Consider the following 13,891-nt stretch of genomic DNA (forward strand, 5'->3'; position numbering starts at 1 on the left):
CACTTCGTCGAACAGCTTTACCACGTTTTTGATCTCATCTTTCATCTGATCCCAAGTCATGAAAATGTGGGCATCATCCTGCGTAAAACAGCGAACCCGGAACAGCCCGTGGAGAGCACCGGAGAGCTCGTGGCGGTGAACCAGGCCCAGCTCACCCACCCGCAGAGGCAGGTCACGGTAGCTGTGGGGCTCACTGGCGTAAACCAACATACCGCCGGGGCAATTCATGGGTTTGATGGCGTAATCCTCGTCGTCGATGACGGTGGTATACATATTCTGCTTATAGTGATCCCAGTGGCCTGAGCGCTCCCACAGCTTCCGATTCAGAATAATGGGAGTGGAGATTTCCACATAGCCATAACGCTTGTGGACCTGACGCCAGTAATCGATCAGGGTGTTTTTCAGCACCATGCCCTTGGGCAGGAAGAAGGGGAATCCGGGACCTTCGTCCGTCAGCATAAATAGACCAAGCTCTTTGCCCAGCTTCCGGTGGTCCCGCTTCTTTGCCTCCTCGATGCGCTGAAGATATGCGTCCAGTTCCTCCTTCTTGGGAAAGGCAATACCATAGATGCGCTGAAGCGTCTGGCGGTTGGAGTCGCCGCGCCAATAGGCGGCGTTGCAGGCGGTCAGCTTGATGGCGTTGCCCTTGATGCGGCCGGTGGAGTCCAGATGGGGGCCTGCGCATAGGTCGATGAACTCGCCCTGCTTGTAGAAGGAAATCACCGCGTCCTCCGGCAGGTCGTTGATGAGCTCCACTTTGTAGGGCTCGCCCTTTTCCTCCATAAACTTGATGGCGTCAGCCCGGGGCATCTCGGAGCGCTCCAGCTTCAGCTTTTCCTTGCAGATTTTCCGCATTTCGGCCTCAATCTGCTCCATCATCTCAGGAGTGAAGGGGACGGGAGAATCTAGATCGTAATAAAAGCCCTCGTCGATGGAGGGGCCGATGGCCAGCTTCACCTCGGGATACAGGCGCTTCACCGCCTGCGCCATCACGTGGGAGCAGGTGTGCCAATAGGTTTTGCGGTAAGCCGGGTCTTCAAAAGTAAACTGCTTCTCATTTGCTTCAGACATTTCAATTCCTCCTCATATTGGGGCCGGGGCGGAGCGCGGACGCGCCGCCGGAGATTTTTAACGACAAAAAATCTCACCCCTGAAAAATCAGGGGTGAGATACGAATTCGTATTCCACGGTTCCACCCTGCTTGCACCTCAAAAAGGCGCCGCTCGTGTCCTCTGTAACGGGAGGTCCCGTCCCGTTCTACTGGGGTTTCCCCTTTCGACGGGCGGCTCCAAGGCGGTGTCGCTTCGGTTCCGGCAAGGGCCGCTTGCAGCAAGCGCAGCCCCTCTCTGGTGTCTTTCCCGAACGATGTCCTTTTCTAAGCCTTTTGGTATGATTATTGCTAATATAGCACTTGAAATTGCGTCTGTCAAGCGGCCGTGTGTTAATTTTTTATGATAGACAGCACGGTCAGCCGATTCCCGTTCACGGAGAATTTCACCTCCGCCCCAGCAAAGCCGAAGCCGTACACCCGCCCCGGATCGTCCTGGTATGCAGGTCGGGGGTCCTCCGCCAAAACACCCAGCAGCGCCGCCCGGCTCTCTTCAGGGAGCAACTCCAGCGCCCCCGGCGGGCACTCTACCGTCAGTTTGCGCTCCGGGGCCGCGGGGGCAAAGCCGCCTGTGGCCTCTGGGTGGGCGTCCACATAGGGGACATAGGGCTTGACGTCCAGAATCGGCGTTCCATCCATCAAATCGGCTCCTCCCACCCGGAGAACGCAGCCGTCCGCTTGGTGCTCCTCAATGCCCAGCAACTTCACGCAGCTAAGTCCAATTGGATTGGGCCGGAAAGGAGACCGGGTTGCAAACACGCCCATGCGGGCATTTCCCCCCAGCCGGGGCGGACGCACCGTGGGTGACCAGCTCTGCCGCATGGATTCCGAAAACTGCCAAATGAGCCACAGATGGGAAAAGCCCTCCAGTCCCCGCAGCGCATCGGGGTTGCGGTATTCGGGGAGAAACACCACCCGGCTTTCCAATTCCTCCACCAGTCCGCTCTGGCGGGGAACGCCGAACTTCGTTTGAAAATCGCTGTGGATACGGGCGATAAATTTTACGGAAAAGCCGTCTTCCAAAAAACCACTTCCCTTTCCTTTGTAAGTTTCTTACTGTAATAAGTATAGCGGACCTACCCCGCTTTTGCAATGCTTACCGACCGCTTCGCCAGCTTAAAAGCCGCCCCGTTTCGATGGCTGCCAATGCTCTTACGCCGTCGAAGTCCACATAGGGGTTGTAAATTGCCTCCAAGGCGTCGTGCGTGACCTTGGCGTCCCGCAAAGCGGAGACGGCTTCTTCCCGTAAAGAGGCGGACATTCTTCGCAACAGCCGCTCTCTCCCCCGCTCCTCCGTCCGGGTCAGTGCGTCCAGCCGGATGCGCCGGAAGGGCGTTCCCTCGTATTCCATTCCGGGCCGGGAGGTGACAAAGCCAAGTCCCAGACCAGGAATCAGCAAATGCTCCAGCCGTTTCGGCTCCTCCGGAGACGGGCAGGCAATTGTGTCCCAGCCCCGCTCGGACGCAATCTTAAGCAGCCGCTCCAAAAGCGGACCCGCCAGTTCCCAGCGGTCTGCCAGTTCATAGACCTTGGGACACAGCGTTTCCACACTGTCAAACCGCCATACTATTCCCCGGGAAGTAACTCCGCCCAAAAAGCGCCACTCCGTCTTGCCGGACTGGTTTCCCTTTTTTCGCAGCTCCCGGGCAATAATCCCGTCCAACCTCCGGTTTGCCCGCTGGAGGTCAAAACAGCGCCCCGCATCCGTCACTGTTTCCAGCTCCACCTCCCGCGCCGCTTTCAGGCAGCGGTAAGCCCCGTTTACGGTCTCCTTATTCTTTTGGATCAGGGCCATGATTTCTTTCCGTGCGGCTTTTGCCGCCGTCAGATCGTAGAATCGGCCCAAATCCACAATCCGGTCCACCGCTGCCGCATAGCGAGGCTCCATGGTATGAGGCGGCGTGCCGTCCACCGCTGCGCAGCCCATGTCTGGCAAATAAATTCCGTCCAGCGAATCCGGGTCACCACTGCACAGCAGATACTCCACCCGTTCTCCGGCCCCTTCCATGGCCTCTCCCAGAATTCTTAAAAATGTAGATTTCCCAACGCCGGGGCCCCCTTTTAAAATCATGAAGTCATATGTATCCTCTCCGGCTAAGCGGTCAAATAGGTTTTGAAATCCGGCACCGCCATTGGCGCCGAGAAAAAAATTGGTTACAGTAGCCATATTGTCTCCTCCAAATCCGTTCTCATCCACAGATTATGCGGAAACAGCCTGACCCGACACAAAATCAATTCGCTTCTTGAGCGAAAGTGAATTCATTCAAAAAGAGCTAAAAAACCTGCAGCTTCGCCGCATGCGTCAAACGCGGAAAAATCGAGCCAAAACTCGGCGGAACCAACTGTCCAAAAAGCAAGTTCCCATTGCCCACGCAGGGCCTTCTTTCCTGCCGCTGTTAGCGTCCAGAAAAACGGACACGCGGCGATCCAATCGCCGCGTGTCCGATCACTTTTCTTATAAGAACAGAGCGCTTTGTGCAGGACGGGTATAATTCTCCTCCAGCATAGCCTTATGGGACAAAAACGCCGGGTCATCGAAATATTTCGCATCCAGCGGACACTTCGCCACGCAGGCTTGGCACTTAATGCATGTCCCCGGAACGTCAGCCACATTTTTCGGGTCGATGGCTCCCATGGGGCAGACGGCGGCGCACACGCCGCACTGAGAGCACTTCTTCATATCCGTCATAGGTTTTGCCTTCAAGAACTTCGCCGGCTGTCCATCGGTTCCCAGCGGTGTGTAATACGGCGCAGCGGGGTCGCCGGGCACCTGCACAGGGGCGGGTGTCTCCGTCAGCGACAAAATCTTTTCTGCCGTCTTCTTTCCAAAGCTCTCCGCTTGATCGAGATCCTGCGCATTGGGTCGGCCATGCGCCAGCGCGGTGGCAAACGCATGCTGGCCCACAAAGGCGGCGGCGGACACAGTATGGAAGCCATGGGCCTCCAGCTCTGCACTCAGTTCGGCCAGCGCGTTGTCAAAGCTCCGGTTTCCGAACAGTACCACCGGAATGGCCAGCGCACCGTTGCCCGTCAACTTGTTCTGAAAATAAGGCAGCATTTTGTTGGGAACGCGTCCCGCATAAGTGGGCGTGGCCACGATTACCAAGTCACTCGGGGTAAAGGAAATTTCCTCTTCACGCGCGTCAGGCAAGGAAATATTCGTAACCGTCACCGGTTTTCCAAGCTTGTACGCCGCACCCTTGGCCACCGCCATTGCCACCTTTTCGGTGGAACCTGTTGCGCTGAAATAAACCACCCGTACTCTTTGGATTGCCATATCCGTTTTCCCCCTTGTTCTATTTTAAAGCCGCTCTTAAAGCGAAAAATCCTTTTCCTGCAGCCCCACCGTATCCAACGTTGCGGGCCGGGGCGGAACCCTTTTCAGAGGGTCATATCGAAAGCTGCGGCAGCTCCCCTCCACAGGCACGATTCCCCGTTTCACGCAGGCCACATCCCGCTCATTTATCTGTGCGCCCCGCAGGCAATAAGCACACCGCGGATCGATGTCTTTACGAAACAGCACGAAAGTCACCTCACTTCACAGCCTTTAAAGAGTCTCAATTTTAATCTCTTCACCCTCAACAGCGGCTCGAATTTGAGACACGGGATGCTCGTAGCTGTCAATCATCTTCGCCGCCATGGGGTCCTCCAACTCCTTCTGAATGGTGCGGCGCAGATTTCGTGCACCGTAGGTGATGGAATAGGATTTGCGGGTGAGATATGCCAGTAATTCGTCGCTATACGACAGCGTCACGCCCTTTTCCTTCAAAGACGCGGTTAGCTCCTCCAACATGATGTGGGCGATGGACTGGAAATTTTCCTCACTGAGGCGGTTAAAGCAGATCACCTCGTCCACCCGGTTGATAAACTCGGGGCGAAGGAACTGCTCCAGTCCCTTCATAGCCTTGGCTCTGTCCTGCTGCCCGGCAGTGCGGTTAAAGCCAACCGTGCCCTCCTTGGTGGCGCTGCCAGCGTTGGAGGTCATGACAATGACGGTGTTTTCAAAGTTGACCTTCCGCCCGTGGGCATCGGTGATTTCTCCGTCGTCCAAAATCTGAAGCAGGATGTTCAGCACATCCGGATGGGCCTTCTCAATTTCGTCGAAGAGAACCACGGCATAGGGCTTTCGGCGGATTTTCTCCGTGAGCTGGCCCGCCTCGTCATAGCCCACATAGCCAGGGGGAGACCCAACAATACGGGAGACGGAGTGCTTTTCCATAAATTCGGACATATCCAGCCGAATCAGAGAATCCGGTGTGTTAAAGAGGTCCGTAGCCAACTGCTTCACCAGCTCCGTTTTGCCCACGCCGGTGGGACCGACGAAAATGAAGCTGACGGGCTTGCGCTTGGGGCTGATGCCCACTCGGTTCCGCCGCACGGCGGCGGTCACGGCCTCCACAGCCTCGTCCTGCCCCACGATATGGGTTTTCAGGCGGCTGGAAAGCTGGCTCAGGCGCTGGAACTCCTGCTCCCGAATGCGGGAGGCGGGAATTTTCGTCCACAGCTCGATTACGTGGGCCAAATTTTCCATGGCCAGCTGCGGGTCCCCCTTGTCCAAAAGAACGTTCAGCTCCGTTCCAAGCTTGGCCTGCTTGCTCTTCAGAAGGGCCATCCGGGCATAATCCGGCTCGGCCCCCTCTTCGGCGGCCAGCTCCTCCAGCATGGCAGTTTCTTTTTTATAGTCGTCCAGTTCCCGCTGAATTTCCATGCGGCGGGAAATGTCCGGATCTTTCAGATTGAGGTCGGAGCAAGCCTCGTCGATGAGGTCGATGGCCTTGTCCGGCAAAAACCGATCGGTAATGTACCGCTCGGAGAGCAGCACCGCCTGACGCAGGATTCCATCGGAGAGCTTTACGCCGTGGAACGCCTCGTACTTGGGAGCCAGACCCTTCAAAATCTGAATGGAGTCCTCCAAAGACGGCTCGCTCACGGTCACAGGTTGAAAGCGCCGTTCCAGCGCGGTGTCCTTTTCAATGGACTTACGGTACTCGGTGAAGGTGGTGGCACCGATGACCTGAATCTCACCCCGGGACAGGGCAGGTTTCAAAATATTGGCGGCGTTCATGCTGCCCTCGGCATCTCCTGCGCCCACGATAGTGTGGACCTCGTCAATCATGAGGATAATATTCCCCAGCCGCTTCACCTCGTCGATCAGGCCTTTCATCCGGGACTCGAACTGGCCACGGAACTGAGTTCCCGCCACCAGAGCGGTCAAATCCAGAAGATAAACCTCCTTCTCCCGCAGCTTGAAGGGCACTTTTCCCTCCGCAATGCGCTGGGAGAGTCCTTCGGCAATGGCAGTTTTGCCAACGCCCGGTTCGCCGATCAGGCAGGGATTGTTCTTTTGGCGGCGGTTAAGAATTTGGATCACCCGCTCAATCTCCTGCCCCCGCCCAATAACTGGGTCCAGCTTGCCGGATTTGGCACGCTCTGTCAGATTCAGACAATAGCTCTCCAGAAATTTCCGTTTTTTATCGCCCTTGTGCTCCCGGTCCCGGTCCGCCCGGGCAGAGCCGCCGGAAGGCTGCTCTTCATTCCGGGAGGATTCGCCATTGTTAAACAGTCGGTTTAAAAACGGGAAGGTGGCGGTTTTACCCTCCTCTTCCTCAGGCTCGGCCGCTTCGCCCTTGGGCAAATCCTCCACATTTTCCACGCCGTCAAAGGCCTGAAGCATCTCGTTGTTGAGGGTTTCCAGATCATCGTCGGAAATCCCCATTCGCTTCATCATATCATCCACCTGCGGCAGCCCCAAGTCCTTGGCACAGCGCAGGCACAGGCCCTCGTTCACCGTGGTGTCACCGTCCAAGCGGGAAATAAACACCACGGCCACATTTTTTTTGCATCTTGAGCAAAGTTTCGGTTGCATTGTATACCTCCAGAATTACAGTGAGCGTCCGGGACGCCGTGCCGGCCGCGCCGGGGTGGGGGAAAACCGGGAAATCTTAATAGAAAAGCAGGTCCAGCGGACCGTTGGAGACAAAAAAGCGCAATAGATGGGTTTGGTTCACCGTCTCCGCGTCAAAAGAGACGCGGGTGCTGCGCAGCAGCCAGACAATCAGGAAAATCAGCAGTGCCCCCTGAAGCAGACCGATGAGCGCGCCACCCAGCCCATTGAGAAAATGGATGCCCGGAAGTTTCGTCGCCACGTCCAATGCCTTTGCCACCAGATGGAGCAGCAACAGAAGCGCCGCAAAGGACAGAGCGAAAATGAGCATGTATACGAAGGACTCCGTCACACTGTCTGCCACCGCCATCGCCAGAGAGACACCGGTTTCCCGAACTTTTTCCGCCGCTTTATCCGCCAGGGACTTTTTCAGCGTGTCGTCCCAGCCCATCAGCCTCAACAGCTCTCCCGCCTGTATGCGAAGCAAGGAGCTTTCTTCCCCGACGCTTCCAGAGGCAGACGGCCCGCTGCCGATGCTTTCCGTGGGAAGCTTCGGCTGAACGGGAGTGATGTCTTTTGCCTGAGAGGATGCGCCGCCGCTCATGGCGTCATCCACTTTTTTTGAAATGGCGGACTCAATCACAGGCCGAAGCAGATCCACGGCCATGGGTGTCAGCTCCCGCGCCGCAAAGGTGGCCCCCGTCAAAGAGAGAACCACAATCACCAGCCCTACCACAGAGCGAAACAGGCCACGCCACGCGCCGTAAATCAAAAAGCCCAGCAGCAAAGCCGCGAGAATAGAGTCTATTATAACAGCAGTTTTCAACTTTGCCTACCTCTCCACTCGTAAATAATTTGTGAACCACACTGAAATATCGACCAAAATTGCACCTTCATGGCAAAAAGCGCACCGCATGCTCCGGCGCTAGCAGCAAAGCGGAGCCGTCTTCGCCCATCAGCGCCTCCCGGGCGTAATCCGTACCGGTAAGAGATGCATATTGCTCTAGCTGCGGCGTGTAAATCGCCAATTTATCGCTATACAACACCGCAATATACCGCCCGGCGGCGGAAACGCTTAAAATTTCGTCACTGACGCTCAAAGAGGCAATTTCCTGCCCGTCTGACCCCACCGTCACAAGACGACCCACGCTGCCGGACTGATAGCGGTTCAGTAGCAGCACCGCATAGCCCTCGCCATGGAGGTCGTACTCCCGCAAATAAGCGCCACCATAGGAATACGAGGCGGAAAGCTTCTGTGCGTCGGCACTGAAATACACTCCGTCATCGCAGACCAGCGCCAAACTTCGGTTCACCGTTCCCATATCGTAGCACACACCCTCTCCCACCACCCAGGACGCGACAGGGTCTTGCGCCGTCAGGTCATAGAGCACTAGTCCCGAGGCAAAGGCTCCGCCGGACTGCCCCAACGTCACAGCCGCAAGATACTTTCCGTCGTCGGTGGCATAGGCCCCGGAGATAAAGCGCTCCGACGATCTAAACTCAAACAGCTCATTCCCCCCGGCGTCATAGACGATGACGGAAGCTTTATAGCTCTGCTTTTTGGCGGTCACCGCAAGTTCGCCGCTCTGGTTCAGCGCGGCGGCAATGTAAGGCTCTGCCTCGCTTGCGGTGAGCTGATACACCAGCCCGGTCTTATCCAATACGTACAGCTCCGTGCCCCCCACATCATAGGCCACGGCCCGGTCTCCCTGCGCGCTCAACGCTGGGGCCTGCATTTTCACCGACGCGGACCAGACTGTCTTTCCGTTTCCGTCCACCAGAGAAAGGGCTGTGTCTGACAAAACCGCAAGAGTATTCCCCAGTTTTACATAACGGTTTTTGTGGGACGCGTCATAGGTATAACCCGTGGACCCGTCTGCCTCGCTTTTGCCATAGGCAACATAGCGCCTCAAAACGTCCAGCCCTGTGCCGTCTCTCCATGCCGCGGCCAACACCACGCCCAGTACCGTCACAAGCAGCAGAAAAAAGGCCAGAATGCTCCGCAAGCGGCGCCTTGGCGGGCGGTCCTCCTCGTCGTCGTCATTCCAGATGTCGTTTCGTTTATCAGCCATTGAGCCGTTCATCCTCATACCAAAGTTTTGTCAGGTACAATCCGCCCGGCGGGACGGTAGGCCCCGCCGCGCTGCGGTCCCGACTTTCGAGAATCCCCGGGATATCTTCGGGGGTAAATTTACCCTCCGCCGCGTAGAGCACCGTTCCCGTAATGGCACGCACCATATTATACAAAAACCCATTGGCGCAGACCTTTAATTCCAAAAGGTCCCCGCTTCGGGATACGTTGCAATAGTAAATCGTGCGGACAGTGGACTTCGTCTCCGTCCCCACGCTGCGCACCGCCGCAAAGTCGTGCGTTCCCACAAACATGCCGGCGGCGCGGCTTAAAAATTCCTCGTCTAACCGTTTGGGGTAAAAATATGCCCGATTTACGTAAAACGGGTTTTTAAAGGTTGAATTGTAAATGCGATAAGTATATTCTTTTTTAATGCAAGAACCAATGGCGTTGAAATTCGTGTCCACCTCCATCGCCTCCTGCACGGCGATGTCCTGCGGCGTGTGGGTATTCACGGCAAAGGGGAGCCGGTCCGTGGGAATGCGGCTTTCGGTTCGGAAATTGGCCACGTACCGCTCCGCGTGAACGCCCGCGTCGGTGCGTCCGCAGCCGGTGAGGTGCACCGGACCGCCGCAAACCTCCGCCAGCGCCTTTTCCAGCGTCCCACAGACGGAGACGGCGTTTTTTTGCACCTGCCACCCGTGGTAGGCAGCACCGTTATACATTAACTTCAGCGCGATATTTCGCATAACCTCTCCTCCTCAGCTTTTAAGCACCCTTCACTTCGGGGAACGTTCCCGCTCACGACACAGCCGGAGGCATGAGCCGGGAAGTCACTTCCCCTTGTTCTTGGGCAATGCGGGCGGTTTCCAACGGAAATTCGTAGAAGCGCCCATCCTCCCCGGTGCAGGAAAAGGACAGGTTCACCCGGTCCCCGTTGCGGCATACCAGCGCGTTGTCCCATAATTGCGGGCCGTAAAGATTTTGCCCTGTCTCATCCTCCACGGCAGGCAGGCGTTTACTTCGCTTGCCGTTGCTGTACAGCCAAAAAGCCGGGTCCTTTATCGCCACGCTCTCATTCCCTTCCAGCACAGCGAGACGGCACTCCGGGTTGATCCGTATCAGGCCCACACCCGGCGTGGGAAGAGATTTACGCACATAGGTCATGCCACCCTCTTTTAAATCCGCCCGCAGTATCGTGGTCATAAACAACGAATTAGGATACTCCCAAAGCCGCTCCCGAGAAAAAGCACCGCCGTTCTCCACCACCACCGCCAGGGACACAGGCATGTCTTCTCCGCTCTGCTTGTCGGGGAGCGCCAGTGTCACAGGAGCGGCATAGGTCCGGTCGGCGCTTCGCTCCAGCGGAACGGTAATTGTCTTCTCTCCTGCTTCAATCAGCAGATTTACTGCCGCATCCATTGGATCCTCCCACAGCCGCAGTGCGATCTCCGCCGTCACCGTCCCCTTTGTATCGTCCGTTTCGACAGGAGTCAGTTCAAAGACGGCTGTCAGATGCGCGGAGTTATCCGGTATAGTTGATATGGCCGCATTCTCCTGTGGGGAAGAGCTGGCAGCCGGGGCGTTTTCACGCAAGGCCCGCAAGCGGCTGCCCTGTAAAAGGACGAGGCCCGCCAGCGCGGCACACAGCGCAAGTGTCAGCCCCAAAAGCAAGAGGATAAACTTTTTTTCTCTCATCGGCGGCCTCTCCTTTCTTCGTTCCGATTCTTCAGGGATAGGCCTGCAAGGCAGTGGTTGATCTTAAAAACCAATCCGTGTCAGCACAATTACACCCGCCGTCACCATCCCACCGAAAAGCAGCGCCAAAACGTCCCGCGCAGCGTATTTCAGGGGGTTCAGCTTCGTCCGTCCCTCGCCGCCGTGGTAACAGCGGCACTCCATGGCCACCGCCAACTCGTCCGCCCGACGAAAGGCGCTGATAAACAGCGGCACCAGAATGGGAATCAAAGCCTTGGCCTTGTGAAACAGGTTCCCGCTTTCAAAGTCTGCGCCTCGTGCCTTCTGGGCGGACATGATTTTATCCGTCTCCTCAATCAGCGTGGGGATAAAGCGCAGGGCAATGGACATCATCATCGCCAGCTCGTGGACCGGCACCTTCACTTTTTTTAGCCCACCCATCAGCCGTTCCAGCCCATCTGTCAAACGGATGGGACTGGTGGTGTAGGTCAAAAGAAACGTCCCCATAATCAGCAGCATGATGCGCAGCACCATTCGCACCGCCATGGCAAGCCCCTGCCGTGAGACGTGAAGCACGCCAAACCGGAGCAGATCGTCGCCTGGGGTAAAAAACAGATTCAAGATTCCGGTGAACAAAATAATCAACAGCACCGGCTTTAGGCCTCGCACCAGCGCTCGGAAGCCCACCCGGGAAACGCGGGCGCAGCCTACAAATACAAGAATCATGATTCCGTAGGTCAGCACAGAGTCCGCCGCAAACAGACCCACGATATAAAAAAGCGTCAGCAAAAGTTTGGTTCTGGGGTCCAACCGATGGGCCACGGTGTTTCCCGGGAAATACTGCCCCAAGGTGATATCCTTCAGCATCCCTCCGCCCCCTTTCGCAGGGCCAAGAGCTGCTTCTCCAAGTCCTCCACCGTGTAAACCGCAGGATCCACCGCAAGGCCCCGGGCTTTCAGTGCCATGGCCACCCGAGTGATCTGCGGCACGTCCAGTCCGGCGGAGAGCAGCTCGTCCGCGCGGCCAAAGACCTCCTTCGGCGTTCCCTCCATCAGCACCCGGGCAGATTTTAAAACCAGCACGCGATCCGCCGTGCGTGCCACCTCGTCCATGCTGTGGCTCACCATAATGACCGTGCCGTTTTTGTTCCGGTGATAGTCCCGGATATTTGCCAGCAGGTTTTCCCGTCCCGCAGGATCCAGTCCCGCCGTAGGCTCGTCCAAAACCAAAACTCTCGGCTCCATGGCCAGCACCCCCGCCAGCGCCACCCGGCGCTTCTGCCCCCCGGAAAGCTCAAAGGGGGACTTTTCCAGTTGGTCGTCCCGGATCCCCACCAGTCGTGCGGCTTCCCGCACGCAGCGGTCCAGCGCATCTCCGGTTTTGCCCATGTTGGCGGGACCGAACGCAATATCCTTATAAACCGTCTCCTCAAAAAGTTGATACTCCGGATATTGAAACACAAGCCCCACCCGAAACCGCACGTCCCGGATTTTTTTCGGCTGGGCCCAGATGTCCTTCCCTTCCAGCAAAATCTGCCCGGAAGTGGGCCGCAGCAGCCCGTTGAGATGCTGAATTAACGTGGACTTCCCCGAGCCTGTGTGCCCAATGACGCCCAAAAATTCGCCATCCGCCACGTCGAAACTCATATTTTCCACAGCGCTGCGCTGAAAGGGTGTGCCAATCCCGTAGGTGTGGGTCAGATTGCTGACCTTTAATATCGGTTCCAATGCTCCGTTCCTTCCTGTCCTGTTTATCGCAGCGCCGCTGCCACCGCGTCCGCACATTCTTCCACGGTGATCGCATCCAGCGGCAGGTCAAGTCCATCCTGACGCAACCGGTCCAGAAGGTCCACTGTGTCCGGCGCGGTCAGTCCCAGATTTCTCAACTCCGCCACCTGCGCAAAAATCTCGCGGGGAGAGCCATCCATGACAAGCTCCCCCTCGTTCATCACCAACACTCGGTCCGCGTTCTCCGCCTCGTTCATGTGGTGCGTGATGAGCACCACGGTGATGCCTTTCTCTCGGTTCAGCCGATGGGCGGTTGCAATCACCTCCCGCCGGCCCGTGGGGTCCAGCATGGCGGTGGCCTCATCCAAAACGATGCAGTCCGGCTCCATGGCGATCACTCCTGCGATGGCAATGCGCTGCTTCTGCCCGCCGGAGAGAAGATGGGGCGCGTGCTGGGCGAAATCCGCCATGCCCACTGCGCCCAAAGCCTCGTCCACCCGGCAGCGAATTTCCGCCGTGGGAACGCCGAGATTTTCTGGCGCAAAGGCCACGTCTTCCTCCACCACGTTGGACACAATCTGGTTGTCCGGGTTTTGAAATACCATGCCCACCCGGCGGCGAATATCCAGCAGCCGATGTTCGTCGGCGGTGTCCATCCCCTCCACCAGCACCCGGCCCGCAGAGGGCAGGAGAATGGCGTTAAACGTCTTGGCCAGCGTGGATTTTCCGGAGCCGTTGTGGCCCAGGATCACCACAAAAGAGCCCTTTTCAATGTTCAGGTCCACGCCCCGCAGGGCTTGCACCGCCTGCTCCCCCTCCTCCACCGCGGGATAGAGGTATTGAAGCCGCTCCGTCTCAAGAATCGTTGACATGTCTTTCCTTCCAATCCTTATTCGCTGCACCAGCGCCCAGTGGCGCCGCAGGGAAGATACAGTCCAGTTCTGGTCACGGGAAGGCCCAGCTCATCCCATGCGCACTTGCCGCCGTACTTCTCCTTCACCAGAATGCCCAATAAATACCCCAGCACCGACGGGGCAAGCCCCGTGGTATAGGAGTTAATCAGCACGAACAAAGGCTTGTCCGACAGCGCCCCGACGCACAGCTTTACAAATTCGTATAGATTTTCTTCCAACTTCCAAACCTCGCCACCGGGACCCCGTCCATAGCTGGGAGGGTCCATAATAATGGCGTCGTAGGTCTTTCCCCGCCGGATTTCCCGCTCCACAAATTTGGCGCAGTCGTCCACAATCCAGCGGATGGGCGCGTCTGCAAGGCCGGAGAGTCGGGCGTTTTCCTTCGCCCAGGCCACCATCCCCTTCGCCGCGTCCACATGGCACACCTCGGCCCCTGCCTTGGCGCAGGCCACCGTGGCCCCGCCGGTATAGGCAAACAGGTTTAGAACC

General features: G+C 57.2%; 14 protein-coding genes. All 14 read right to left on the minus strand.

Features of this window, described 5'->3' with window-relative positions; translation table 11 throughout:
* On the minus strand, positions 1–1,071 hold a 1,071-nt coding region (thrS, locus tag RT018_RS05890; protein WP_312940114.1), incomplete at its 3' end, for a threonine--tRNA ligase.
* A 370-nt stretch (positions 1,072–1,441) separates the two neighbouring features.
* On the minus strand, positions 1,442–2,131 hold the full coding sequence (gene tsaA, locus RT018_RS05895; RefSeq protein ID WP_312940116.1) for a tRNA (N6-threonylcarbamoyladenosine(37)-N6)-methyltransferase TrmO: 690 nt from the start codon (positions 2,129–2,131) through the stop codon (positions 1,442–1,444).
* Between the two features lie 73 nt (positions 2,132–2,204).
* The gene (locus RT018_RS05900; protein WP_312940117.1) at positions 2,205–3,275 is read right to left on the minus strand and encodes a hypothetical protein; all 1,071 of its coding nucleotides are present in this window, start codon (positions 3,273–3,275) and stop codon (positions 2,205–2,207) included.
* A 288-nt stretch (positions 3,276–3,563) separates the two neighbouring features.
* On the minus strand, positions 3,564–4,385 hold the full coding sequence (locus RT018_RS05905) for an EFR1 family ferrodoxin (RefSeq protein ID WP_312940118.1): 822 nt from the start codon (positions 4,383–4,385) through the stop codon (positions 3,564–3,566).
* A gap of 36 nt (positions 4,386–4,421) precedes the next feature.
* Positions 4,422–4,631: a hypothetical protein gene (locus RT018_RS05910; protein WP_312940119.1), complete on the minus strand. Its 210-nt coding sequence runs from the start codon at positions 4,629–4,631 to the stop codon at positions 4,422–4,424.
* Positions 4,632–4,655: 24 nt separating this feature from the next.
* Positions 4,656–6,974, minus strand: a complete 2,319-nt coding sequence (locus RT018_RS05915; protein ID WP_312940121.1) for an ATP-dependent Clp protease ATP-binding subunit — start codon at positions 6,972–6,974, stop codon at positions 4,656–4,658.
* 76 nt (positions 6,975–7,050) lie between these two features.
* Positions 7,051–7,818 carry a CvpA family protein gene (locus RT018_RS05920; protein WP_312940123.1) on the minus strand — a complete coding sequence of 256 codons (768 nt, stop codon included), beginning with the start codon at positions 7,816–7,818 and terminating at the stop codon, positions 7,051–7,053.
* A gap of 67 nt (positions 7,819–7,885) precedes the next feature.
* A complete protein-coding gene (locus RT018_RS05925; RefSeq protein WP_312940124.1) occupies positions 7,886–9,064 on the minus strand; it encodes a DUF5711 family protein in 1,179 nt (392 codons plus the stop codon).
* Positions 9,057–9,812, minus strand: coding sequence for a tRNA pseudouridine(38-40) synthase TruA (gene truA, locus RT018_RS05930; RefSeq protein ID WP_312940125.1), 756 nt, complete (start codon positions 9,810–9,812; stop codon positions 9,057–9,059). The genes RT018_RS05925 and truA overlap by 8 nt, the downstream gene beginning before the upstream one ends.
* Positions 9,813–9,864: 52 nt before the next feature.
* Positions 9,865–10,761, minus strand: a complete 897-nt coding sequence (locus tag RT018_RS05935) for a hypothetical protein (RefSeq protein WP_312940126.1) — start codon at positions 10,759–10,761, stop codon at positions 9,865–9,867.
* 63 nt (positions 10,762–10,824) lie between these two features.
* Positions 10,825–11,628 (minus strand): energy-coupling factor transporter transmembrane component T, encoded by an 804-nt coding sequence (locus RT018_RS05940; RefSeq protein WP_312940128.1) that lies wholly within the window; start codon positions 11,626–11,628, stop codon positions 10,825–10,827.
* Positions 11,622–12,488, minus strand: coding sequence for an energy-coupling factor transporter ATPase (locus RT018_RS05945; protein WP_312940130.1), 867 nt, complete (start codon positions 12,486–12,488; stop codon positions 11,622–11,624). Before RT018_RS05945 ends, RT018_RS05940 begins: the two co-directional genes overlap by 7 nt.
* 23 nt (positions 12,489–12,511) lie before the next feature.
* Positions 12,512–13,360 (minus strand): energy-coupling factor transporter ATPase, encoded by an 849-nt coding sequence (locus RT018_RS05950; RefSeq protein WP_312940131.1) that lies wholly within the window; start codon positions 13,358–13,360, stop codon positions 12,512–12,514.
* A 17-nt stretch (positions 13,361–13,377) separates the two neighbouring features.
* Positions 13,378–13,891, minus strand: a 514-nt coding sequence (locus tag RT018_RS05955) for a class I SAM-dependent methyltransferase (RefSeq protein ID WP_312940133.1), incomplete at its 5' end; no start/stop codon positions are given.

It is taken from the genome of Oscillibacter sp., from assembly GCF_032060045.1.
In the GTDB taxonomy this organism is placed as follows: domain Bacteria; phylum Bacillota; class Clostridia; order Oscillospirales; family Oscillospiraceae; genus Oscillibacter.